This is a genomic window from Streptomyces drozdowiczii, assembly GCF_026167665.1.
Classification (GTDB): Bacteria; Actinomycetota; Actinomycetes; order Streptomycetales; family Streptomycetaceae; genus Streptomyces; species Streptomyces drozdowiczii_A.
In genome coordinates, this window is sequence record NZ_CP098740.1 from 236,348 (window position 1) to 259,345 (window position 22,998).

The 22,998-nt window shown below is 72.4% G+C and carries 18 protein-coding genes and 1 pseudogene; 8 read left to right on the forward strand and 11 right to left on the reverse strand.

Going from position 1 to position 22,998, the window contains the following annotated elements:
• Positions 1-64: 64 nt before the first annotated feature.
• Together NEH16_RS01140 and NEH16_RS01145 are read right to left on the reverse strand one after the other, a co-directional pair.
• Positions 65-5,248: pseudogene (locus NEH16_RS01140) on the reverse strand (amino acid adenylation domain-containing protein); the annotation flags it as partial.
• Positions 5,245-8,433 (reverse strand): amino acid adenylation domain-containing protein, encoded by a 3,189-nt coding sequence (locus NEH16_RS01145; protein ID WP_265538517.1) that lies wholly within the window; start codon positions 8,431-8,433, stop codon positions 5,245-5,247. The pseudogene NEH16_RS01140 and the gene NEH16_RS01145, both read right to left, overlap by 4 nt.
• Before the next feature lie 397 nt (positions 8,434-8,830).
• Between NEH16_RS01145 and NEH16_RS01150 the strand changes: the two genes are divergently transcribed.
• Together NEH16_RS01150 and NEH16_RS01155 are read left to right on the forward strand one after the other, a co-directional pair.
• On the forward strand, positions 8,831-9,217 hold the full coding sequence (locus NEH16_RS01150) for a hypothetical protein (protein WP_265538518.1): 387 nt from the start codon (positions 8,831-8,833) through the stop codon (positions 9,215-9,217).
• On the forward strand, positions 9,217-9,432 hold the full coding sequence (locus tag NEH16_RS01155; protein ID WP_265538519.1) for a hypothetical protein: 216 nt from the start codon (positions 9,217-9,219) through the stop codon (positions 9,430-9,432). Before NEH16_RS01150 ends, NEH16_RS01155 begins: the two co-directional genes overlap by 1 nt.
• Positions 9,433-9,509: 77 nt before the next feature.
• Here NEH16_RS01155 and NEH16_RS01160 read toward each other — a convergent pair whose 3' ends face one another.
• Positions 9,510-9,713: a cold-shock protein gene (locus tag NEH16_RS01160; protein WP_018104984.1), complete on the reverse strand. Its 204-nt coding sequence runs from the start codon at positions 9,711-9,713 to the stop codon at positions 9,510-9,512.
• Between the two features lie 730 nt (positions 9,714-10,443).
• On the opposite strand from NEH16_RS01160, the gene NEH16_RS01165 reads away from it, so the two are divergent.
• Positions 10,444-11,274, forward strand: a complete 831-nt coding sequence (locus tag NEH16_RS01165) for a helix-turn-helix domain-containing protein (RefSeq protein WP_073967001.1) — start codon at positions 10,444-10,446, stop codon at positions 11,272-11,274.
• 111 nt (positions 11,275-11,385) lie between these two features.
• On the forward strand, positions 11,386-12,435 hold the full coding sequence (locus NEH16_RS01170) for a PhlD (RefSeq protein ID WP_265538520.1): 1,050 nt from the start codon (positions 11,386-11,388) through the stop codon (positions 12,433-12,435).
• Positions 12,436-12,462: 27 nt separating this feature from the next.
• On the opposite strand, the gene NEH16_RS01175 is transcribed toward NEH16_RS01170, so the two are convergent.
• Positions 12,463-13,059: an NUDIX hydrolase gene (locus tag NEH16_RS01175; protein WP_265538521.1), complete on the reverse strand. Its 597-nt coding sequence runs from the start codon at positions 13,057-13,059 to the stop codon at positions 12,463-12,465.
• A gap of 132 nt (positions 13,060-13,191) precedes the next feature.
• Between NEH16_RS01175 and NEH16_RS01180 the strand changes: the two genes are divergently transcribed.
• Positions 13,192-13,632 (forward strand): GNAT family N-acetyltransferase, encoded by a 441-nt coding sequence (locus NEH16_RS01180; RefSeq protein ID WP_265538522.1) that lies wholly within the window; start codon positions 13,192-13,194, stop codon positions 13,630-13,632.
• 69 nt (positions 13,633-13,701) lie between these two features.
• On the opposite strand, the gene NEH16_RS01185 is transcribed toward NEH16_RS01180, so the two are convergent.
• A complete protein-coding gene (locus NEH16_RS01185) occupies positions 13,702-14,850 on the reverse strand; it encodes a S1 family peptidase (RefSeq protein ID WP_199879131.1) in 1,149 nt (382 codons plus the stop codon).
• 212 nt (positions 14,851-15,062) lie between these two features.
• Here NEH16_RS01185 and NEH16_RS01190 point away from each other — a divergent pair, with 212 nt between their 5' ends.
• Positions 15,063-16,136 (forward strand): SCO7460 family lipoprotein, encoded by a 1,074-nt coding sequence (locus NEH16_RS01190; protein WP_374215685.1) that lies wholly within the window; start codon positions 15,063-15,065, stop codon positions 16,134-16,136.
• Positions 16,137-16,144: 8 nt separating this feature from the next.
• Here the strand turns inward: NEH16_RS01190 and NEH16_RS01195 are convergent, their stop codons facing one another.
• From NEH16_RS01195 to NEH16_RS01205, 3 genes are all read right to left on the reverse strand, one after another.
• A complete protein-coding gene (locus NEH16_RS01195; RefSeq protein WP_265538523.1) occupies positions 16,145-17,611 on the reverse strand; it encodes a carboxylesterase/lipase family protein in 1,467 nt (488 codons plus the stop codon).
• A 125-nt stretch (positions 17,612-17,736) separates the two neighbouring features.
• A complete protein-coding gene (locus NEH16_RS01200; protein WP_073967007.1) occupies positions 17,737-18,006 on the reverse strand; it encodes a hypothetical protein in 270 nt (89 codons plus the stop codon).
• A gap of 35 nt (positions 18,007-18,041) precedes the next feature.
• Positions 18,042-18,503: a MarR family winged helix-turn-helix transcriptional regulator gene (locus NEH16_RS01205; protein ID WP_265538524.1), complete on the reverse strand. Its 462-nt coding sequence runs from the start codon at positions 18,501-18,503 to the stop codon at positions 18,042-18,044.
• A gap of 56 nt (positions 18,504-18,559) precedes the next feature.
• Here NEH16_RS01205 and NEH16_RS01210 point away from each other — a divergent pair, with 56 nt between their 5' ends.
• Complete coding sequence (locus NEH16_RS01210; protein ID WP_265538525.1) at positions 18,560-18,967, forward strand: VOC family protein; 408 nt, start codon at positions 18,560-18,562, stop codon at positions 18,965-18,967.
• A 16-nt stretch (positions 18,968-18,983) separates the two neighbouring features.
• Here the strand turns inward: NEH16_RS01210 and NEH16_RS01215 are convergent, their stop codons facing one another.
• Positions 18,984-19,535 carry a glycoside hydrolase family 25 protein gene (locus NEH16_RS01215; protein ID WP_265538526.1) on the reverse strand — a complete coding sequence of 184 codons (552 nt, stop codon included), beginning with the start codon at positions 19,533-19,535 and terminating at the stop codon, positions 18,984-18,986.
• 141 nt (positions 19,536-19,676) lie between these two features.
• Positions 19,677-20,549 carry an oxidoreductase gene (locus tag NEH16_RS01220; RefSeq protein ID WP_265538527.1) on the reverse strand — a complete coding sequence of 291 codons (873 nt, stop codon included), beginning with the start codon at positions 20,547-20,549 and terminating at the stop codon, positions 19,677-19,679.
• Between the two features lie 115 nt (positions 20,550-20,664).
• Between NEH16_RS01220 and NEH16_RS01225 the strand changes: the two genes are divergently transcribed.
• A complete protein-coding gene (locus tag NEH16_RS01225) occupies positions 20,665-21,549 on the forward strand; it encodes a LysR family transcriptional regulator (protein ID WP_265538528.1) in 885 nt (294 codons plus the stop codon).
• 4 nt (positions 21,550-21,553) lie between these two features.
• Here the strand turns inward: NEH16_RS01225 and NEH16_RS01230 are convergent, their stop codons facing one another.
• The gene (locus tag NEH16_RS01230) at positions 21,554-22,921 is read right to left on the reverse strand and encodes a radical SAM protein (RefSeq protein WP_265538529.1); all 1,368 of its coding nucleotides are present in this window, start codon (positions 22,919-22,921) and stop codon (positions 21,554-21,556) included.
• Positions 22,922-22,998 lie beyond the last annotated feature (77 nt).

The window sequence follows — 22,998 nt, forward strand, 5'->3', positions numbered from 1 at the left end:
CGTGGCCGATGGGCAGGGTGGACCAGGCGACCATGGTGTTCAGGGCGAAGACGCGGCCGTGGAAGCGCTGCGGGACCTTCACCTGGACGATGGTCGAGTACACCCCGTTGACCAGGGCGATGGCGCAGGACATCCCGAAGGCACCGGCACCGATCACCCAGAGGTCGGCGCGCAGCCCGGTCACCGCCCCGGCCAGCGCGAACACCCCGGCCAGCGCGAGCATCCCGCGCACCCGGTGTCTGCGGGGCCCTCCCCACACCCCCATGATCAGCCCGCCCGCGACGGCCCCTGCCCCGCCCGCCGTGGCGACCGCCGCCGCCCCGTCCAGGGTGTCGAAGGACAGCACCAGGGGCGTCACGAGGAGGAACAGCGGCGACAGGAAGAGGTTGAGCGCGGCGAACCACAGGAGCATCGAGCGGAAGCCCCGGTGCCGCCAGGTGTAGGCGAAACCCTGCTTGATCTCCTCGACGACCGGTTCCCTGCGGGTCCAGGGCAGGGTGCGGGGGAACCTCACGCAGACGAGTACGGCGACCGCGACGACGTAACTCGCGATGTCGAGGATCAGGATGCCGCGCAGACCGATGCCCGCCATCAGCGCCACCGCGACGAGCGGCACCACGAACTGAGCAGCGCCGAAGGCGAGTTGCACGATGCCGTTGGCATGGCCGAGATAGCGCTTCGGGACGAGTTGCGGGATCGCCGAGCTGTACGCGAGGCGCTGAAAGGTGAGCGCCACCGAGAGGCCGCCGAGCAGCACGTACAGATACCAGGTGTCCAGCACCCCGCCGAGCAGCAGGCACAGCATGGCCACCTGGCTGAGCCCTGCCGCGAGGTCGCCCGCGAGCATGACCTTGCGCCGGTCGAAGCGGTCCACGACGGCTCCGGCCAGCGGGCCGACGAGGATGCCGGGCAGCATCGCCACGACGGAGTACAGCGCGAACCGGGCGAGGGAGCCCGTCTCCAGCAATATCCAGATGGGCAGGGCGAACTCGGTGAGCGCGGAACCCACGATCGACCCCAACTGCCCGAGCACGACGGTCAGGAAGCGCGCGGCGCCCGGGGCCGGGGCGCCCGAATCCTTCGTGTGGCTCTCGTCCGCCGCGCCCGCCTCGTCGTCTCCGGGCGGCCCGGTCTCCGCGTGGAACCACCAGGCCGCGTCCGGCGAGCGCGCGGGCAGGGCCGCGGTGGTCTCCGCGCGGACCGCCTCGTGGACGCTCGTCACCGCTTCGGCGACCTCGGCGGCCCGGTACTTCACGAAGAAGTGGCCGCCCTGGTCGATGACCGCGACCGCCGAGCGCTCCGCGAGGAGCAGCCACTCCCGGTAGCGCTCCTGGTAGAAGTCGGCGGCCGGGTCGCGGTCGCCGACGAGCGACACCAGCGGGGCCCGCAGCCTGGGGGCGCCGGCCTCGACGTCCGCGATGGCCCCGGTGAAGTACTCCTCGGCGGCCTGGCTGTCGCGGCGCATGTTGCCCACGATGAACTCGGTCTGCTCCCGGTCCAGCTGGGAGGTGTCGACGCCCATGCCCGTGAGCCAGTTGACGTACACCCGGTTGCCGAGCAGCGACTCCAGCGAGGCCGCCTTCGAGAGGGCGCCGAGCACCCGTCCGCGCGGCTTGGCGAAGGGGAACTGCGCACCCGCGTACACCGCTTCGAGGTCACGCCCCGACGCTTCGAGCAGCCGTGCGGTCGCCACGGCCAGCGCGGTGCCGACACCGCAGTGCCCGTACACGATCAGCGGGCCCCGGACCCGTTCGCGTATCTCGGCGGCCAGGCGCTCCGCGAGTTCCCCGAACGGCAGATGCTCCTCCGTCACTCCGACGTCATGGCCCGGTATGGCGACGGACCACAACTCGTAGCCCTCGGGCAGGAGATCGGCGACCGGCTGGTACACGACCGCGCTGCCGCCGCCGTACGGGACACAGACCAGGGTGGCGCGCGGGCGTCCGGCCGGGGCCTGCGGGGTGAGGCGGTGGAGCAGTCTGCGGGGGCCCCGGGCGTCCTCCGGTGTGTCCGCGAGCGCGGCGAGCTCCCTGACGGTACGGCAGGTGAACAGGTCCATCACGCTGACCGGCCTGGCACCCGCCTCCGGGAGCAGTCTGCGGGCGCGGGCGACGACCTGGGTGGCGAGCAGCGAGTGCCCGCCGAGGTCGAAGAAGTCCTCGTCCACACCGACCTCGTCCAGCCCGAGCACATCGGACCAGATCGCGGCGAGCACCCGCTCCGCCGGAGTCCCGGGTGCACGGGTCGCGCCGGTCGCCCGGTGGATCCGCAGGGCGGGCAGCCCCCGGCGGTCCAGCTTGCCGTTGGGCGTCAGAGGAAGGGCGGGCAGTGCGGTGAAGGAGGCGGGCACCATGTAGTCGGGCAGCACCTGCTTGAGGGCGGTGCGCAGCTCCTGCGGGTCGGGCGCGGGCTCCTCGCCGGTGGTCACGACGTAGGCGGCGAGCCGCTTGTCGCCCGGGGCGTCCTCGCGTACGACGACGGCCGCCTCGCTCACCCGGGGCAGGGCGCGCAGGGCCGACTCGATCTCGCCGGGTTCGATGCGCAGGCCGCGCAGCTTGACCTGCTGGTCGATGCGGCCGAGGTGTTCCAGGGCTCCGTCGGGGCGGCGCCTGCCCAGGTCGCCGGTGCGGTAGAGGCGCGTTCCCGGCGGGCCGTACGGGTCGGGGACGAACCGGCTCGCGGTGAGCCCCGGTCGGCGGTGGTAGCCGAGGGCGACACCGGTCCCGGCGATGTGGATCTCACCGGGGGCGCCGGGCGGCACCGGCCGCAGTGCCGCGTCGAGGACGTAGAGGCGGATGTTGTCGACCGGGAAGCCGATGGGAACCACGTCCAACGGCCCCTCGCACTCCCAGGCCGACACGTCGACCGCCGCTTCGGTGGGCCCGTAGAGGTTGGCCAGGGCGCAGCCGGGCAGCGCCTCGCGGAAGGCGCGGGCCGTGTCGGGCGGCAGCGCCTCGCCGCTGCACACGACACGGCGCAGGGCCGTGCACCGCCCCGCCCCCTCATCGGCGAGGAACAGCGGCAGCATCGAGGGGACGAAGTGGGCGACGGTCACGGGTGCGGAGTGGATGAGCCCGGTCAGGTAGGCGGCGTCCTTCTGGCCGCCGGGACGGGCCAGCACGAGGCGCGCGCCGGTCATCAGGGGCCAGAAGAACTCCCAGACGGAGACGTCGAATCCGGCCGGCGTCTTCTGGAGCACGGAGTCCTCGGGCCCGATGGGGTAGCTCCGCTGCATCCACAGCAGGCGGTTGACGATGGCGCGGTGGGTGTTGGGCACACCCTTGGGGCGGCCGGTGGAGCCGGAGGTGTAGATGAGGTAGGCGGGGTCGTCGGGTGCCGGAGTATTCAGCGATGGCGTGGGAGCGCTCCCGCAAGTCAGGTCGCCGTCGTCTTGGAGGTGGAGGATGGTGGCCTTGCAGCCGTCGGGAACGGGGATGCCCCGCTGGGTCAGGAGCACCCGCGCCCCGCTGTCGTCCAGCATGAACGCGAGCCGTTCGGGCGGATACTCGGTGTCGAGCGGGGTGTAGCAGGCCCCGGTCCGCAGGACGCCGAGGAGCGCGGTGACCAGTTCCAGGGAGCGTTCCGCGCCGACGGCGACCACGTCCCCGGGGCCGGTGCCCGCCGCGAGGAGCCGGGCGGCGACGCGGTCGGCGGCGGCGTCCAGTTCGGCGTAGGTGAGGCTGCGGTCGTCGGCCGTCACGGCGGTGGCGCCGGGGGTGCGCGCGATCTGCTCGGCGATGAGGGAGACCAGGGTGGCATCGGCCGGGACCGGCACCTCCGTGCGGTTGAAGTCATCGGTTTCCAGCGCGCGTTCGTCGTCCGAGAGCAGGTCGAGTCCGGACAGCGGTACGTCGGGCTCGTCGGCCACCCCGTGCAGCAGCCGGTCGAGGTGGGCGGCGAGCCGGGCGATGTCCGCCTCGGCGAAGAGGTCGGTGTTGTAGTTGAAGGCGCCGCGCAGCCCGTCCGGCCACTCCATCAGGAACAGTTCGAGATCGAAACGGGTACCCGAGGCGCGCAGGCCGTAGGTCTCCACATCGAGCCCCGGACCGACGGTGGCCTGGCGCCCGGTGGCGTAGTTCTGCACGGCGAGCACCGCCTGGAAGACCGGGGAGCGGGAGACATCGCGTTCCACGTTCAGTTCGGTGACCAGCTGCGCGAACGGCAACTCCTGGTGCGCGTACGCCTCCAGGCAGGTTTCGCGGGTGCGTTCCAGCAGCTCGGCGAAGGTCGGGTCGCCGTCGAGCCTGGCGCGCAGGGCCAGGACGTTGACGAACATGCCGACCAGGCCCTCCAGTTCGGGTTCGGGACGGCCGGCGACGGGTGATCCGACAGCGAAGTCGCGCTGGCCGCTGAACCGGGCCAGCAGTTCCTGGAAGGCGGCGAGCAGCACCATGTGGATCGTGGCGCCGTGCGCCTTGCCGAGCGCGGCGAGCCGGTCGAGGAGTTCACGCTCCACCTGGAATCCGTAGCCGGCCCCGTCGAAGGTCTGCCGTGCCGGGCGGGGCCGGGCGGTGGGCAGGACGAGCGGTTCCACTCCGGCGAGTTCGTCCGCCCAGTAGGCGACTTCGGCCGCGAGCGCGTCCCCGCTCAGCCGGTCGCGCTGCCATTGGGCGAAGTCCCCGTACCGTACGGGCAGTTCGGGGAGCGGGTCATCGGAACCAGCGATGCGGGCCGCGTAGCAGCGCAGGATCTCGAAGATCAGGATCTCGCTGGACCAGCCGTCGCTGACGCTGTGGTGGACGACCAGCAGCAGGATGTGGTCCCGGTCGGATACGCGTACGAGCAGGGTACGCAGCAGTGGACCGGCGGCCAGGTCGAAGGGCTCGGCCCCCGCCTCGTCCACGAGCCGGACCGCGTGCTCCTCGTCCCGCGCCTCCACGCAGGGCAGCGGCGCGGGCGCGGGCTCCGCGATCTCCAGCACCGGGCGGCCGTCGTCGGTCACCGGATAGCGGGAGCGCAGCGTCTCGTGGCGGGCGGTCACGGTGTCCAGCGCGTGGGCCAGCGCCTCCCGGTCCAGTTCGCCGCGCAGCCTGCGTGCGACGGGGATGTTGTACGCGGCGGTGCCGGGCGCGAACTGCTCCATGAACCACAGGCGTTCCTGCGCGAAGGAGAGCGGCGGCACGTCTCCCTCGGGTCTCCGGGGGACGACCGGGCGGGACGCGGCGGCGCGGCCGGCCTTGAGCCGGCGGCTGAGCAGGGCGCGCTTGGCGTCGGAGAGCCCGGCCGGGGGTGTGGTGGTGTCGCTCATGACGGCGTTCCGGTTCCTTCCAGGGCGCCGCCCTCCGAGGCGAGGAGAGCGGCGGCCTCCTCCTCGGACAGGGCGTCGATCTCGGCCGTCAGGGCGGCCTCCACGGCCTCGGCGAAGGCGGCGACCGTGCGGTGGGTGAAGAGGGTGCGCAGGGGGACGGTGAGGTCGGCGGCGGCCCGGACGCGGGCGATGACCCGGGTGGCGAGCAGCGAGTGCCCGCCCAGGTCGAAGAAGTCGTCCAGGGCACCGACCCGTTCCACGTCCAGCACCTCGCGCCAGATGTCGGCGACCAGTTCCTCCGCCTCGGTGCGCGGGGCCAGGTGGCTCGCGCGGAGTTCGGGGCGCTGCTCGGGCGCGGGCAGGGCGGCGCGGTCCAGCTTGCCGTTCGGGGTGAGCGGCAGCCGGTCCAGGACGAGGACGGCGGAGGGCACGAGGTGGGCCGGTAGGAGCGCTCCCACGGCGCTCCGCACTGCGGCGGGATCGAGGCCCGCGGCTGCGGGGACGACGTAGGCGACCAGGGTGTCGCGGTGGGCGACGACCACCGCCTCGGTGATCCCGGGCCGGGCGAGGAGCGCGCTCTCGGTCTCGCCGGGCTCGACGCGGTAGCCGCGCACCTTGAGCTGGCCGTCGATTCTGCCCAGGAATTCCAGGGCGCCGTCGGCCCGGCGGCGCACGAGGTCTCCGGTCCGGTAGCGGCGGGAGCCCGGCGGGCCGTACGGGTCGGGGACGAAGGCGCGCGCGGTGGCGCCGGGCCGGCCGGTGTAGCCGTAGGTGACCCCCGTACCGCCGATGAGGAGTTCGCCGGGGGTGCCGGGCGGGACCGGGCCGCCGTGCTCGTCGCACACGGTCGCGGTGACGCCGCCGATCGGGGTGCCGATGGGCGGACGGGCGCGGGCGTCCGCGTCGCCCAGATCGGCGGTCGTGGCGATGACGGTGGTCTCGGTGGGCCCGTAGGAGTTGACGAGGCGGACCCGGTCGCCGAACCGCTCGCGCCAGGCCTCGACGGCGGCGGCCTGGACCTGGTCGGCGCCCAGGATCAGCAGCCGCAGCCCGTCCGGCCAGGGGACGACGTCCGGGTCGCCGACGAGGTGCTGCCAGTACGGGGTGGGCAGGTCCATGACGGTGACGTCGGAGGCGAAGTCCTCGGCCAGCTGGTCGGGCAGGGGGGCGCCGGGGTCGGCCACGACGAGGGTGGCCCCGGCGGCCAGCGCGGGGAACAGCTCCTCGGCGCAGGTGTCGAAGCTGAGTGAGGCGCAGTGCAGGACCCGGTCCTCGGCGGTGATCCCGTACCCCTCGCGCATCCAGCGCACCCGCTCGGCGAGCGCCCGGTGCGGGACGAGGACACCCTTCGGTCTGCCGGTCGAGCCGGAGGTGTAGACGAGGTACGCGGGGTCGTCGGGGCGGGGCGCGAGGGGGCTCTCCCCCGCCGGACCGGCGTCGTCCGCGTCCTCCACGTACAGCGTCCGGACGCTCCCGGGCGGCTCGGGCGATGTGGTGCCGCGGGTGGTCAGGACGGTGCGGGCGCCGCTGTCGGCGACCATGTACGCGATCCGGGCGGGCGGATAGTCGGGGTCCAGGGGAAGGTAGGCGGCGCCGGCGCGCCAGGCGGCGAGCATGGCCACGACGGCCTGCGGTCCGCGCGGCAGCAGCACGCCGACGGTGTCCCCGCGCCGCACCCCCTCGGCGGTCAGCCGTCGGGCCAGCGCGCCCGCGCCGTCCCAGAGTCCGGCGTACGAGAGCGAGGCGTCGCGCCCGCGCAGGGCCTCGCCGCCGGGGCGGTCGCGTACGGTCCTGGCGATGGCCTCGTGCACGGTGGACGGGCCCTCGGGCAGGGCGGGGCCCCGGCCGGCCGCGTCCAGGGCGGCGCGCTCGTCCTCGTCCAGCAGCGGCAGGAGGTGGACCGGGGTGTCCGGGCCGTCCGCCGCTGCGCGCAGCAGCGTCTCGAACCAGCGCGCGAGGCGGGCGACCCACTCCTCGTCCAGCAGATCGGTGCGGTAGCCGAAGACGGCGACCACGTCCTCGCCGTCCCGCCGCACGTCGAGGGTGAGGTCGAACTTGCAGGCCCGCATGGCGGGGTCCAGTTCGGTGCAGCCGAGACCGGCGAAGGACGCGTCGCGGAGCAGCCCTGCGTCCTGGGTGTGGACGGTGAGCATCGTCTGGAAGAGCGGGGTGCGCCCGGGGTCCCGGTCGAGGCGCAGGGATTCGGCCAGTTCCTCGAAGGGGATGCGGTCGTGCGCGAAGGCGCCGAGCACCGTGGTGCGGGCGCGGCGGAGCAGGTCGGCGAAGGTGGGCGTCCCGGTCAGGTCGGAGCGCAGGACCAGGGTCCGCGAGAAGTAGCCGATGGCCCGTTCGGCGTCGGGGCCCGAGCGGCCCGCCGTGGGAACGCCGACGCAGAAGTCGCGTTGCCCGGTGCGGCGGTGCAGGGTCGCCTGGTAGGCGGCGAGCAGCACCATGAACGGGGTGCAGCGCCGGGCCCGGGCCAGGGCGTCGATCATCGGTCCGGCGCCGGTGAGGATCTGGGTGTGGAAGGCGCCCTCGGGCGACGGGTGTTCGGGGCGGGGGCGGTCGAGGGGCAGCTCCAGGGCAGGTGCGCCGTCCAGGCGTTCCCGCCAGTAGGCGAGGGCTTCGCGCGCCTGCGCCTCGTCCGCGTCCGGCTCCTGCCCGTACGGGTGCGCGGGCAGGGCGGGCAGGTGGGCGGTCCCGCCCCGGAGGTGTGCGGTGTAGTGCGCCGCCAGCTCGTCGCGCAGGACGTTGAGGGACCAGCCGTCGGCGACGATGTGGTGCAGGACCACGCAGAGGACGTGCTCGGTGTCTCCCGTACGGAAGAGGGCGACGCGCAGCAGCGGGCCCCGGGCGAGGTCGAAGGCGCGGTTGGTGCGCTCGGCGATCAGCGGTTCGAGCCGGTCCCGCTCACCGCGCAGGTCGCGGCACTCGACGTCGACCGGGGCCGGGGCGGCCACCAGTGCGGCCGGTTCGCCGTCCTCGGCGGGGAAGCGGGTGCGCAGCGCCTCGTGCCGGGCCGCCACCGCGTCGAACGCCGCGCGGAGGGCGGGCTCGGACAGCTCTCCGGAGAGGCGCAGGACGAGCGGAATGTTGTACGAGGCGTCATCGGGGTCCATCTGGTGCAGGAACCACAGCCGTTTCTGGCCATGCGTCAGGTACGACTGAACGGCCTGGGTACTCATCCGACTCCCTCGGCGCGCACGCCGAGCGGCGTGGTGTGCGGTTGCTTCAGGTCAATGGGGACGTGTGGAGCATGTGGGGGACGGGGCGACGCGGCGGTACGGGGATACCGCGGCGGCCGAACGGTCTCGTCATCGGCGAGATCCGGTCATTCGCGGCTTCAGGTGTTGCGATGTTATGAACAGCACACGCATGCGTCAATGCAAGACCTGTACACACAAACGGAGTTGGGAAATCCGACCCGCTTATGCGGCCCGTCCGGCGAGATCACCCCGGACCCGGGCCGGGCGTTCATCCCTTCGGCTGGATCTTGGGCACAAATTGCACCTTTCGCGTCCTTCCGGGTGGTGAATGGGGGCGTGCGACAGCAAACCCCCGGCCCGAGGAGCGTGGACCACCATGAACAACGCGGACAGTGCGTCGCAGAGCGTGCGGACGATGTATGCCGAGCGATTCGCCACCGATCTCACCGACAACCGTGCGGAGCAGAAGGAACTCACCGCGCAGATCGAACGGCTGCGGGGCCGCCTGGAACAGCTGAGGGCCGACGAGACCTGGCTGACCGGGATGCAGGCCGCGCTGCCGGGAGAGACGGCGCCCCACGGCCGCGCCGCGCACCGCGCACCGGGGCGAAGCCGGCCGAAGGTGACGCCCCCGCCGGCACCCCCGTCCCGGGCCCCCGGCCCGCCGGGCGCGCGAAGGCGCGGCCGTCCCGGGCCAGGACCGGCGGCAGGAAGGCGGCCCCCGCCGCGGCCACTCCCCTGCACCAGCTCATCCGCGGCCTGATGCCCCTGGGCGAGCCGCGCCTGGTGCGCGAGGTGCACGCGGATCTGACCGAGGCGCACCCGGAGCGCGGCACATCGGTGCAGGTGGTGCGCAACACCCTGGAGACCCTGGTGAAGCGCGGGGTCGTCGGCAAGGGAATCCAGAAGGGCACGGCCATGTACACCGCGACCGCGCCGGTCGCGTCCGAGGGCGACGAGCCTCCGGCGGCCGGCTGAGCGGCGCGCGAGTCCGTGACACACGTCCGGCCCCCGGGGAGCGTGCTCCCCGGGGGCCGGACGGTGGTACTACGGCGTCAGGCGGCCGTGATGTTCTCCGCCTGCGGGCCCTTCTGGCCCTGCGTGATGTCGAAGGTCACCGCCTGGCCCTCCTGGAGCTCACGGAAGCCGGAGGCGTTGATGTTCGAGTAGTGAGCGAAGACGTCCGGCCCGCCGCCGTCCTGCTGGATGAAGCCGAAACCCTTTTCGGCGTTGAACCACTTGACGGTTCCGCTGGCCATGCCGGTGCCTCTCAGTCGATATCGGGAGCCGCACCACGCGGTCCCAGTGGCGTCCTGGTCCGCCCCCTGCACAGCAAGGCGCCCGCGCCGGAGCACGGGCGGTTTCGGCGAACCACGACTTCCGGCAGTGACGCTACATGGCGAAACCCCTCTCCACCAGAGAGCAACGACTTCGCGTCGCGCCGGATGTCGGCGAAAGCCGCTGATGGGGCCGTAGTCACGGGGATCCGGAGGCCGATGGCGAGCGGAACGCCCGCAGCGGTGTCACCGGACCGGAGCACTGGAGGGGGGACGAGCCGGCTCCGGATGGAGCAGTGCCCACCGGGACGAAAATGGTGCGGCCGGCAGGGGGGCTGCCGACCGCACCGAGTACCGCCCCGCCTCGGCCCGGGAGACCGAGGTGGGTGACGGAAAGAGCCAGATCAGCGGACCGTGGTGCGCAGTCCGCCCCGCCGGGGGACGAAATACGGTCTGCTGGTCAAGCCCTTCCCGCCACCGTTCTGAACGGGCGCGGAATTCCGGCTGCGAACATTGCCAGGAGAGGACAGCAGGAAGACCGCGCGTCAGGCGCGGGCCCACCGCCCCGAAGAGCCGCGGTCCGCTGCCTCACGGGCTCCAGCATGGAAGGTAAACAGACTGTTTTCTACGTCCAGTTTTTAGCGCTAAGCCACGTCGCGCCAATTAGGCTCACGCCCGCGCAACCGGGCCCATACGCGGGGGATTTGATCGCATGACCAACACGGACAAGACGGCACTTCGGACACTGCTCAGAGTCCGTCGCGCACTGATCGACCCCACCGGGCACGGTTTCCACCGTTCGTCCCGCCAGGGTCGCCGCGCACCCGGCCTGTCTCAGCACCAGGTCGACCAGTTGCTGCACCGCACCCCCGGCACCTACCGCCGGCTGGAGTCCGGCGCCTGGCCGCGGCCGGACACCGGTTTCCTCCGTGACGTGGCGATGCTCTTCGCCCTCAACGAGCAGGAGTGGGTGTCGCTGTGCCGGTACGCCGGAATAGGCGACCCGCCGGGCCCGCTCACCGCCCGCTCGGGCAAGGAGGTGCCGGGTGTGTGGCAGGAGGCCATCGACGGGATGACCCATCCCGCGTACATCACCGACGCCTCCTGGGAGCTGATCGCGCACAACGACGAGTTCGCGCGGCTGTTCCCCGGCGGGGAGGTGCCCACGAACACCATGCGGTGGATGCTCCTCGAACCGCAGGGCCGCGAGATGCTCATCGACTGGGACACCGCCTGGGCACCGCTGGTCGTGCCGCAGCTGCGGGCGGCGCTCGCCAGCCGGTCCGACGACGAGGTGCTCCGCCGGCTGGAGAAGGACGTGCTGGCCGACCCGCAGTGTGCGCCGATCTGGGAGTCGGGCGGCGCGCACATCCACCCCGACGGCGACGAACGCCCCATCCGGCACGCCATCGACGGTCCGGGGTGGGTGACGATGTGCGCAGCTCAGCCCATGGCGGCTCCGGGCGCGCGCATGATCGTTCTCGTCTTCCACGCGGGCGCGCGACGCTCGCACACCCGCGTGCCGGTACTGCGCGCTCCGTAGGGGCTTCCCTCCAGGGTTTCGCGGTGCTCTGATCAGGGCGGTACGGCCGTTTGTGGCTTAGGTTGTGCCCACCCCCACATCGCCGCCGCACCGTGCCCGCCGGAGGATGTCGTGCCCGCCTACATAGCCCGCCCCACCACCGTGTTCCCCGCCCACAAAGTGACCACCGGGGAGATCGCGGACGACATCCGCGCCCATCACCAGGACCACCCGCGGCTCGCCGCGATCCTCCGCATCGTGGCCAACACCGGCGTGCGCAGCAGGTACTTCACCCGGCCGCTGGCGGCGCCCACGGTGTCGGGGGACGCCGGTGTCACGGCCCGGGCCGAGGCGGCGTTCACCGACGCGCTGGAGATGGCGGAGCAGGCGGCACGGGGTGTGCTCGGGGCGTACGGGCTGGGTCCGGGCGATGTGGACGCGATCATCACGACGCATTCGACCGGCTGGTCCGTGCCCAACATGGACATCCACCTGATGAACCGGCTGGGCCTGCGCCAGAACGTCTCCAGGATCGCGCTGACGACGCTGGCGTGCGCGGGCGGCACCCAGGCGCTGATCCGGGCCGTCGACCTGCTGGCCGCGAGACCCGGGGCGACCGTCCTGGTGGTCGCCGCCGAGGTCATCTCCGCCGTGTACAACCATCAGGACGACGCCGTCGAGCACATGATCTACAAGGTCCTGTTCGGGGACAGCGCGGCGGCGACCCTCGTCACCGACGCCCCGCTGGGCCCCGGTCTCCGCGTGGGCTCCCCGGCCGACACCTACGAGCACGTCCTGCCGGAGAGCCTCACCCGGTACGCCGGCCGCGTCGATCCGGCCGGGTTCCACTTCGACAGCACGAAGGAGGCGCTGAGCGCGGCGGACGACGTGCTGCCCGGTCTGCTGACCTGGCTCGGCCGGTCCTCCGTGGACTTCGGGGTCATCCATCCCGGCAGTACGCGCATCATCAGCGACACCGCGACGGCCCTCGGCCTCGACGCCCACGGCACCCGGCACTCCGCCGCCACCCTTGCCGACGAGGGCAACCTCGGCGGTGTCTCCGTGCTCCGCATCCTCGAACGCACCCACGCCGAACCGCCGCCGGCCGGTGCCGAGGGGATCACCGTCGCGTACGGGCCGGGCTTCGCCACGGCCGCGCTGCGCGGGACCTGGGCCGCCTGACCGGCCGCCCGCGGCGAGGTGAGGGCGTCAGGACCGCCCGGCCTGATGGTGGGCCTGGAGGAGCGCGAGCGCCGCGAGGGTGATGCCGCAGGTGATACGTCCCTCGGCCAGCCACCCCGGCAGGTCCTCGGGCGTGACCCAGACGGGTTCGGTGAGGGATTCCATCGCCTCGGGCTCCGCCGACTCGGCGGTCGCCACGTCCACCTCGGCGGCGTACACCCGGATCGGGGCGGCGAGGATGCCGGTGTCGGCGTGGATGGTGCCGAGGGGCCGCAGCGACGCGCAGACGAGCCCCGTCTCCTCGCGCAGTTCGCGGACGGCGGCCGCCGCCAGCCCTTCCTCGTCCTCGCTCGATCCCCGGGGGAATTCGAGCGAGGCGGCCTGGATCGGGTAGCGGTAGTGGGACACGAACGCGTACCCGGCCGGGCCGACCGGTACGACGACGGCCCCTTCCTTACGCGCCTGCCACCGCAGGTACTGGCCGGTGGCCCCGGACGGGGCGACGACGTCGTCGTTGTACAACGTGCCGAAGCGGTTGCGGAATACGGGCACTTCACGCACCCGCCGGATGGGCGCAGGCACGACGCCGGTCTGCACGGAGCCGGCTCCGGTCACTGTGGTCACTTGGGCCTCCTCGGGTCTCTCCCGCCCCATGAAGGTGCGCGGGGAGCCCGGGGTGTGACCCGGATCCGGTCGGCCCGTCCCCGCGTCCGTTTTCGGTTGACGCGCGTCCCTCGGGACCGGTTTCCTGGCGCGATGACCGATCTCCGTATCGAGCAGGTGGACAGTGACGCCTCGCTCCTGGACTGGCAGTTCGTCCACAACGCCATCATCCCCACGGCTCCCCTGTCGTTCGCGGAAGTGACGGAGCGCGCGGGGCGCAACCGGTTGTGCGTCGCGTACGCGGGGAACGTGCTCGTGGGGTGTTCCACGGTGCGCCCGCCCGGCGCGGACAACCCGGTGGGAACCGTGATCGCCCGCGTCCTGCCCGAGCACCGGGGCCGGGGATTCGGCGGGCAGCTGTACGCGCACGGCCTCGAGCTGGCCCGGGGGCTCGGTGCCGAGGTCATCGAGACATGTGTCCTGGAGTCGAACCCCGAGGGCCTGAGGTTCGCGTTGCGGAACGGTTTCGTGGAGACCGAGCGGTACGTCCTCCCGGGCGACACCGTGCCGTTCATCGACCTCCGGCTCGCCTGACGGCCCGGCCCGCACGCGCACCGGGGCCCGCCGTCCCGCTCGGCAGGCCCCGGGTCGCGCGGAACGCGGTCAGGCGGTGTGGAGCGTCAGCCCGTACCGGTTCAGGATCTCGTTGATCGGCTGGTGCCAGGTCTCGCCGCCGGAGCTGCAGTTGCCCCAGCCACCCGAGGTGACACCTTGCGCCTGGTCACCGCTGATGAAGGAGCCGCCGGAGTCGCCGCCCTCCGCGCAGACGCTGGTCTTGGTCATCTGGTAGACCGCGCCCTGGGCGTAGTTGACCGTGTCGTTGGTGGCGAGGACATTGCCGCAGTGCCAGTGCGAGGTGGAGCCGGAGCGGCAGATCGAGGCGCCGATCGGGGCCACGTTGGAGCCCCGGACCAGCTGGTCCGAGACGGTGCCCCAGCCGAGGACGACGGGGACCGTCCACCAGCCGTTGCCCACGCTGACCCACGCGTAGTCGTCGCCGGGGAACGACGAGCCCTGGAAGTTGCCGATGAAGGAGCCGTCCCAGCCGCTGACCCCGGCACCCGCCTGGCCGCAGTGGCCGGCCGTGACGAAGCCGCCGTAGACGGAGAAGCCGATGGAGCACCGTACGTTGCCCGTGTAGTACGGGTCGCCGCCGACGGTCCCGGCCGAGAAGGTCCGGGGCGCCTCGGTGGTCTGCTCGACGGTGACCGGACCGGCCGCCCGGGCCTTCCGTACGAACGCCTGGACATCGTTGTCAGTGCGCTGCGACGCGACGACGTCCACGACGACCGAGTTGGTGCGGGGGTCGACGTGCCAGCTGCTGACGCCCTGCGGGGCGTCCAGCTTGTCCAGCTTCGCCTTGACCGAGTCGAGGCGCTTCTCGGTGTGGGTCACCATGCGCACGGCGGCGCCCGTGGCCCGTACGGCGTCCGCCTGTGCGGCGTCGGTGACCGCGACGGTCAGGCCGCCGGTCGCCGGGTCGAACCAGGAGCCGCCGTACGCCGCCCCGGCGGCGTGGCGCGCCTTCGGCTGGAGGGCGGTGGCGGTCTTCTCCTGGGAGAGCCGCACCTTGGCCTGGCTCGCGGTCAGGCCGAGGTCCCGCTGCATGGCGGTGAGCAGGCCGTCGGATGCGGGCGCGGGAGCGGCGGCGGGGGTGTCGGCGGCGGAGGCCGAGGGGAAGCCCGCGCCCGCCCAGGCTCCGAGGAGCAGTACGGCGGAGAGTGCGGTCCTCAAGGCTGTGGAGCGTCTCAAGGTCTTGGCCCTTCTGTTGTTCCGGCTGGGTGGGGGAGGAACAGCAGGCGTCCGAGGCGCCTCTTTGAGAGCGCTCTCAGAGTGTGCCGTTCCGGACTGTAGCGGAGAAGTCGTTAGCAGGTCCATGCCAATGACATGGGTGACCGAACGGGCCGCCCGCTGAGTAGCGGTACTCATTCCCCGAGCGCGCCTCCGTCCTACCGTCACATCAGATGAAGAAGCAGGTCCGGCCGTTGACGGGCCGGAGCACGAGCAGGGGGCGGGCGGAGATGGGCGGATCGCCGAGACGGCGCAGGACGGCGGCCGGGATGGCCGGAGCACTGGCATTCGGACTCGCCGCCGCGCTCACGGGGTGCGGGCTGGTGACCACGACGAAGGAGGACCGCGCGTACGCCGAGAAGCTGGCCGAGAAGTACTACCCGGGCGCCCTCCGCGTCATCGAGGCGCACACCCTGATCCCGCACTCCAGTGGTTCGGAGATCACCTTCGCGATGACCGACGATCCCGACGCCGTGGTCCGGATGAGGGTGGACGCCGACGCGGGGACCTGCAACACCCATGACTGCCGGGGCGTGATGGACGAGGCGGTGGAGCGCGGCCGTCGCGAGGCGGCGGCGCTGCGGATGCTCCTCGGCGCGTTCCGGCGCTGCGGCCACGAGGTGATCGCCGTCGACCCGCAGACCGGGGCGCCCTGGATCGCCGCCTCCCCCACCAACGCGACGGTCTCCGGGCTGCTCAAGGACATCGGAGCATGCGCGCGGGAGTGGAAGGACGGGACCGGGGTGAAGGGCGCGTCGGTCAACCTGGTCGCCCCTGCCGTCGCCGAGAAGCGGCCCACCGGCAAGAAGTCGCAACCGACGGCCATGCGTCTGAGCGCCACCCCGCTGCTCGCCGCCCTCGGCTCGCACGCGTACTACAGCGTCGGCTACGCGGCGAGGGACGGGCGGGTCGACCCGGCGTCGGGCAGCGCCCGCATCGTCCGCCCGTTCGCCGAACGGCAGAAGTTCGCCGCCGCCGTCCACAGCGCCGTCGAGGACCGGCTCCGGGCGGCCCACCCCCGCGTACAGGTGAGCGACTACGAGTGGATCTGGCGCCTGGAGCCGGGGACCGTCGACCGGCTCACCGGGTACGTCCTCTACTGCGAGGAGCCCGACGGGGACAAGTCGTGTCTGGGCGACCGGGCCGTGTTGGCGACCACCGACCTCCACGGCCGCCTGCGGGGCGAACTGCGGGAGATCGGCAAGGTCCGCGAGGGCCGGGGACCACTGCAACTGCCCCCGATGTGAACCGGCGCTCAGGAGCGGGCGGGGCGGTAGGTGTACGTGTCCCACAGCGCCCGGACCGCGTCGCCGTCCCGCCAGTGCCCGGAGGCCGCCGCACGGTCCGGCGTCCCCCACACCCTGCCGTGGCCGGCGCCCGGCCCCCAGCCCGGGTCGCCGGTGGCGGCGAACCCGGCCCAGGCCGAGGTCATCCGGTCCGCGAGGGCCCGGTCCTCGGGCGTCGGCGCGGCGCCTCCGATGAGGAACCGGATGCGCTCGTCGTCCACATTGCCGAAGGCGAAGGGCACGTCGGCGCAGTGCCAGGCGCGCACTCCCCCGCCCCTTCGGTCGAACCGGGAGAGGAAGGCGCGGCCGCCCGCCGCCGTGTGGGCCTCGACGAGCCGGCTGCTGTACTCGCCGAACATCAGGTCCCCGTAGACCGCGAGGTGGAGCTCGTGCGGTCCGGCGCCGGGCATGAGCGCGCGGTACCCGTCGATGAGCCCGGACGGCAGGCCGAAGTCGGCGGCGAAGCGCCGCAACCGTTCGTCCGTGGGGACCTGGCAGGCGCTGCCGACGGCGTCCATCAGCCAGTACTCCTCGGTCGTGTGGCAGACGAGCAGTTCGGCATCCCGGGACGCTCCGGCGGCGACGAGGGCGAGCGGGTCGTCGCGCAGAACCTCCCCGTCGGCGACCGGTCCGTAGATGACCGGGTCCCAGTGCAGCGCCCCGGAGCCGGGGTCCTCGCGATAGTCCCCGACGACCCGGTCCGAGGCCGCGAGCAGTTCCTGCGGGGCGGCCCCGGTCACGGGGGTCCCCGCGGCTGCGGTGACGCGGGCGGTGACCCGCTCGGCGAGTTCCTGCGCGAAGACGGGGCCGACCGCGCTGTGGGCGATCACCCGCCGGAAGAGCCCGTGCGCGCGGTCCATCACCATCAGGCAGACCGCGGACGTCGCTCCGGCCGACTGCCCGGCCAGGGTGACGTTGTCCGGGTCTCCCCCGAACGCGGCGATGTTGTCGCGGACCCATTCGACGGCGGCGATCTGGTCGAGCAGGCCGCGGTTGGGCGGGCCGGTGTCGTCCGGGACCTGGCCGAAGCCCTCGAAGCCGACGCGGTAGTTGAGGGTGACGACGACGAGGCCGGTGCGGGCCAGCGCCGTACCGTCGAAGTCCGGCTGGGCGCTCGATCCGAAGGTGTAGGCGCCGCCGTGGATCCAGACCAGCACGGGCAGCGGGCCCGGGGCGGTCGCGGGGGTCCAGACGTTGAGGCTCAGCACGTCCTCGTCACCGGGTGACCAGGTGGGGGCGCCCGGCAGTTCGGCGGACTGGGGAGGGACGGGGCCGAACTCCGTGCAGTCGCGGACTCCGGGCCACGGGGCGCGCGGGCGCGGGGCCCGGAAGCGGTTCTCGCCGAACGGCGGCTCGGCGTAAGGGATTCCGAGGACGGAGACGACGCCCTGGTGCGGTGCGCGTCCGCGTACCGCACCGCCTGCCGTCTCGTACACACCGCTGTTCGTCAACGCGCCCCAACTGCCCTTCGATCACCGCTCCCGGGCGGAAGCGGTGATCAGGATGGCTCACTTCCGGGGGCCGCGCGAAGGGAATTCGACGGAAGTGATCAGGGAGGCGGTCAGCCGGCCTGTCCGATGGCGCTGCGGAGCATGGCCACGGTGGTCGCCGCGGCGGCCCGCTCCGCCTCGTCCTCCGTGGCGCGTACCCGCTCCTCCAACAGCACCACCGCCGCCTGGAGTACGCCGACGCGCACCGGAACGGTCCGCATGGCCGTCAGTACGGCCGCCGCCTGTTCGGCCGGGGTCGCGGGCGCGGCCTGCGGGATCAGGGTGGTGATGCCGCGCCCGAGCGCGCGGTCACGAGGCGGCTGGGCCGCGGGTGTGGTCACCGGGGAATTCTGCCGCACCGGGCGCCTCGAAGGGGTCAGCGACCTGGCCGTGCCGGGGCGGTCTCCCGCGCGCCGTCGTGGACGCGGAGCAACAGGGCGGTCAGCTGGGCGCGTTCGCTGGAGGTCAGAGGCGCGAGGACGTCCTCCTGCACGGCCAGCGCCTCGGACTTGAGGCTTTCCAGCAGGGCGCGGCCGGCCGGCGTGACGGTGACCGTGACGCGTCGCCGGTCGGCGGTGTCGCGGGCCCGCTCCACCAGGCCGGACGAGCCGAGCCCGTCCACGATCTTCACGACGTCGCTGCGGTCGATCGAGAGCCGCGCGGCGAGTTCGCGCTGCACATGGGGGCCGAAGTCGGCGAGCGCGGCGAGGACCGCCATGTGCCAGAGCCTCAGCCCGCGTTCGGCCAGCCGGTCGGCGAGCCTGCCGCGCGCCGTCTTGCCGGTCTTGGACATGAGGTAGGTCGTCATACCCAGGAGACTGGGAGGGGTTTCGTTCATCAGGTATATCGTAGGGCCAACCCCATGATGGGTGTGCACCTACCGAAGGAGATTCCGTGGACGCGTTGCATCCCCGCTTGCTGGTCGACCGGTTCGCCGACTGCTTCCGCTTCTACGACGCCGTGCTGCCGGAGCTGATCGGTGCCGTACGGGCCAGTGGCAACGCGTCGGGGCCGTACGCGCACTGGGACGTCGAGGGCCAGGGCGTGCTGGTGCTGTTCGACCGGGGTGCGATGGCGACGGTCGCCGGTACCGAGCACCTGCCCGCGGACCCGGCGCCGACCCAGGACCGGTCGATGTTCGTCCTGCGCGTGGCGGACGTCGACGCGGGGCTGGCCCTCTGCCTAGGCCACGGAGCCGAGTTGACCGCACCCGCGTCCGACCGCCCGGAGTGGGGACCGGGGTTGCGCACCGCCCATGTACGCGACCCCGAGGGGCATCTCGTGGAGTTGCAGTCCTACTGACCGGTGCCGGTGGACGTCACTTCCGCGCCCAGGCCCGCATGGCGGAGCGGGAGGAGAAGTCGGCGACGTCCTTGTCGAGCGGCTGGTCGGTGTACTGGTGGATGCGCCAGGTCGCCTTGATGCGCGGCTTGCCCGCCTTCACGTAGTCGGCGATCCAGAGCCCGTCCCCGGCGTACGACGTGGTGTCGTGGTTCAGCCAGAAGTAGCGGTTGCAGTAGAGCAGGACGCGGTGGTGCGGCCGCAGGCGTTTGACCTCGCGGATGAAGCGGTCCTTCTCGGCGTTGCTCGCCCGGGTTCCCTCGCCGTTCTGCTCCCAGTCGACGGCGAGCAGGTCACCGGCTTTCTCGGGCGCCTTGCTGAGGAAGTACTCGGCCTGCGCCGTGATGTTTCCGGGCCACAGGAAGTGGTAGAAGCCGACGACGCATTCGGCGTCGCGGGCCCGTTTCGTCTGGTCGGTCAGGCGTGGATTGACGTACGAACGGCCCTCGGTGGCCTTGATGAGGACGAAGTCCAGTCCATCCGTGTCGAACGAGGACTGATGGGCGCTGACATCGACACCGTGCAGCATGGGCACCGCCTTTACAAATGGCTGGCTCTGTTCCGCTTACCTTCCCCTCCCGCCCGCCCTTCACCCTCGCCGGAAGCACGAATGCGCGTGTGTGCCGGGGCGCGCGCTCCGGCACACACGCGCGGGTGACGCGCGCGGATATCAGTCGTCGAAGCCGGTGGAGCGGCTGACCTTCTCCCAGGCGAGCGTTTCGGCGCGGGAGGCGTCGAGCGCGCCGAGCACGGCGTCCGTCGCGTCGTTGCCGAGCGGCAGCCGCAGCGGGGTGTCCTCGGCGGCCAGCGCGGTCAGGATGGCAGCGGCGGCCTTGGCCGGGTCGCCCTCCTGCTTGCCGTCCGACTCGGGCAGGCCGCTGCGGACCGGGCCGACGGAGTCCGCATAGGCGTCGAGGGGCGCGGACTGGCGCAGGGCGCCGCCCCCCGCGAAACCGGTACGGAAGGAGCCGGGTTCGACGATCAGGACCTTGATGCCGTGCGGGGCCACCTCGGCGGCCAGCGCCTCGGACAGGCCTTCCAGGGCGAACTTCGTCGCGGAGTAGCCGCCGACGCCGGGGAAGGTGAACCGGCCGCCCATGCTGCTCATCTGGACCACGGCGCCCGAACCGTTGCGGCGCATGTGCGGCAGCACGGCCCGGACCAGGGCCGCGGGACCGAAGAAGTGGAGGTCCATGAGGTCGCGCAGCTCTCGGTCGGTGGTCTCCTCGACCGCGCCGACGAGCCCCATGCCCGCGTTGTTCACGAGCACGTCGATCCGCCCGTACCAGAGCACGGTGTCCGCGACGACGTCGGCGATGCGGGCGGTGTCGGTGACGTCGAGTTGGACGGCGACCGCGCGGTCGGGGTGTGCGGCGACGAGGGCGTCGAGCGCCTCGGGCCTGCGGGCCGTGGCGACGACCGTGTCCCCGGCGGCGAGGGCGGCCTCGGCGATGGACCGGCCGAAGCCGGAAGAGGCGCCGGTGATCAGCCAGACGCGGCCCTGGGCCTTGTCGCGGGCGGGGGTGGCGGGTGCGGTGTTCATGTCCAACTCCGTTTTTCTGTCGGCGCGTTGCGGTGATCCATTTATGTCACCCGCGCCCATGAACGGTCCAAGACATGGATTCTCCGGAGCGATAAAGACGACTTATGATCGCGCCATGGAACTGCGCCAGCTGCACTACCTCACGGTGATAGCCGAGGAGGAGAACCTGGGCCGGGCCGCCCGCAGGCTCTTCGTCAGCCAGCCGGCTCTCTCGTACGCGCTCAAGAGTCTGGAGGCGGAACTCGGCGTGAAGCTGTTCGACCGCCACGCGGGCGGGGTCTCGGCCACCCCGGCGGGGCGCGATGTGATCGCCGAGGCGCTGCTCACCGTACGCCAGGCCGAGCGGGTGACCGCGGCGGCCGAGCGGCACACGCGGGGCGAGACGGGTGTGCTGCGGGTGGGGTTCGAGGCGAGCGGGGCGGGCGAACTGACCACCAGGGCGCGGGCGGAGTTCGCCCGCCTCCATCCCGGGGTGCGGGTGGCGCCCAAGCGGTACGACTGGGGTCAGGAGGCCGACGCGCTGCGGGACGGTCTCACCGACGTGGCGTTCGTCTGGCTGCCCAACGACCTGACCGGGCTGACGTACGAGGCGGTGCACAGCGAGCCCCGCGTCGTCGGCCTGCCCACGGCGCATCCGCTGGCGGCCCGCGACGGCGTCTCCATCCTCGATGTCAAGGACGAACCCCTGCTGTGGACCCGGCGGGCGCCCCGGCAATGGGTGGACTGGTGGGCCGTCAACCCGCGCCCCGACGGGTCGGCCCCGGTCTGGGGGCCGACCAACGACAACGTCGAGGAGATGCTGGAGCAGGTGGCGCAGGGGTCCGCGATCTGCTTCGCCCCCGAGAGCATGGCCCGCTACTACGCCCGCCCCGATCTGTCCTGGGTGCCGCTCACCGATGTCGAGCCACTGCGCGTGGTCCTGGCCTGGGCGGACGGCGCGGACACCGCACTGGTACGGGGCTTCGCCCGTGTGGTGCGGCAGCTCGCCTCGGAGGCGTAAGCGCTCATTCCGCCGCGGGGGCGTCCTCCGGGGCGGCCGGCAGGCTGTCCATGAAGGAGCTGACGGAGAACACCGCGTTCCCCGCTCCGGGCGGGCCGTAACCGGGGGGCGAGGTGAGCCCGAACTCCTCCATCGTCGCGCGGTAGGACTGCAGGAGCCGGATGTGGTACTCCAGCGGCGCCCCGTCCGGGTTGGTCTTGCCGAGCGGGGTCGTCGGCTCCGGGCACCAGGTGGTGAAACGCGGGGTGATGCCGTGCGACATGAAGAAGCGCAGGCCCTCGGTGGTCGAGTCGATGGCCTCCTTCACCGTGGTGAAACCGAACGGCTCGGCCATCTCGACACCGGCCACGAAGTTCGGGATGACGTTGCGGGCGCCGAAGACGTCCGCGGAGTCCAGGATGCGGCGGTGCCACTCGTCACGGCCGACGTACCGCTCCTTGCCGGGGCAGTACAGCTCGAAGAGGCGCCGGTCCCACACCTCGTAGTTGGGGTGGTAGATCTGCACCCCGTAGTCGTGGAAGCGCTGGACGTCTGCCTTGGGCAGGGCCTGGGCGACGACCTTCCCGATCCAGCGGCCCGGGAAACGCTCCTCGATGGCCTTGGCGTACTGGCCGTAGAAGTCGGCCTCGTCCCGGCCGCCGATGTGCGAGGTGATGGCGCCGCCGGTGAGGGTGTACGCGGTGGAGGTCTTCGCCGTGTCGTACCGGTCGATGATCTCCAGCGCCTCCAGCACCTCCTCGACGGGCTTCACCCCGGTGTACGGGCGGCCCGCCGCCTTGTGCTGGCGCCAGTTGTGGTTGATGTCGCAGTACTGGCACTCCTCCTTCGCGCCGAAGTACTGGCAGACGCGGAAGACGGTGAGGTAGACGAGGTAGCCCCACTGGATGGTCGGGGCCACCTCCATCACGGACTTCCCGTTGGCGAGCGTGTGCCGGTAGTAGTCGGGCATCGGCGGCAGCCCGACGTCGGAGATGCGCCTGCCGTCGAGGTAGAGCCCGAGCATCCCGTCCGCGTCCGCCGCGACACGGTACGGGGAGGCGGGGTTGACGCGCACGGAGACGACGGTGCGCCGCAGCTCGTACGGGCCGCCGGTGAGCACGATCTCCTCCGGCGGGCGGCGCAGGGCGGCCGCGCCCAGCTCGGGCAGGGTGCCGTGGTCGAAGGAGAAGATGAAGTACGACTTCGGCTTGACGTCGCCGCCCTCGTTGTCGCTGAGCGCGGACTCGTCGAAGGCGACGCCGCCGCGCAGCAGGTCCTCCTTGATGACGGCCTCACGCGGCACGTCCGGGAACTGCTCCATCAGCAGTTCGACGAGTCGGGTGCGGTCTGCGGTGCCGGGCTCGGTGCGGTCGGGATCGGTGCGGCTGGGCATGTGCGGGCTCCTCGGTCGGTCGTCGGCGTGTTCCGGATGCGACGTCTGTGCAACGAACCACGGCCGCGGGGCGTTCT

Bases quoted from the DNA above. Each gene is read 5' to 3' on its own strand.
- NEH16_RS01165 (WP_073967001.1), top strand. From the start codon at position 10,444: ATGACCAACACGGACAAGACGGCACTTCGGACACTGCTCAGAGTCCGT.
- NEH16_RS01180 (WP_265538522.1), top strand. From the start codon at position 13,192: ATGACCGATCTCCGTATCGAGCAGGTGGACAGTGACGCCTCGCTCCTG.
- NEH16_RS01230 (WP_265538529.1), bottom strand. From the start codon at position 22,921: ATGCCCAGCCGCACCGATCCCGACCGCACCGAGCCCGGCACCGCAGAC.
- NEH16_RS01205 (WP_265538524.1), bottom strand. From the start codon at position 18,503: ATGAACGAAACCCCTCCCAGTCTCCTGGGTATGACGACCTACCTCATG.
- NEH16_RS01160 (WP_018104984.1), bottom strand. From the start codon at position 9,713: ATGGCCAGCGGAACCGTCAAGTGGTTCAACGCCGAAAAGGGTTTCGGC.
- NEH16_RS01145 (WP_265538517.1), bottom strand. From the start codon at position 8,433: ATGAGTACCCAGGCCGTTCAGTCGTACCTGACGCATGGCCAGAAACGG.
- NEH16_RS01220 (WP_265538527.1), bottom strand. From the start codon at position 20,549: ATGAACACCGCACCCGCCACCCCCGCCCGCGACAAGGCCCAGGGCCGC.
- NEH16_RS01190 (WP_374215685.1), top strand. From the start codon at position 15,063: ATGAAGAAGCAGGTCCGGCCGTTGACGGGCCGGAGCACGAGCAGGGGG.
- NEH16_RS01150 (WP_265538518.1), top strand. From the start codon at position 8,831: ATGAACAACGCGGACAGTGCGTCGCAGAGCGTGCGGACGATGTATGCC.
- NEH16_RS01155 (WP_265538519.1), top strand. From the start codon at position 9,217: ATGCCCCTGGGCGAGCCGCGCCTGGTGCGCGAGGTGCACGCGGATCTG.
- NEH16_RS01215 (WP_265538526.1), bottom strand. From the start codon at position 19,535: ATGCTGCACGGTGTCGATGTCAGCGCCCATCAGTCCTCGTTCGACACG.
- NEH16_RS01225 (WP_265538528.1), top strand. From the start codon at position 20,665: ATGGAACTGCGCCAGCTGCACTACCTCACGGTGATAGCCGAGGAGGAG.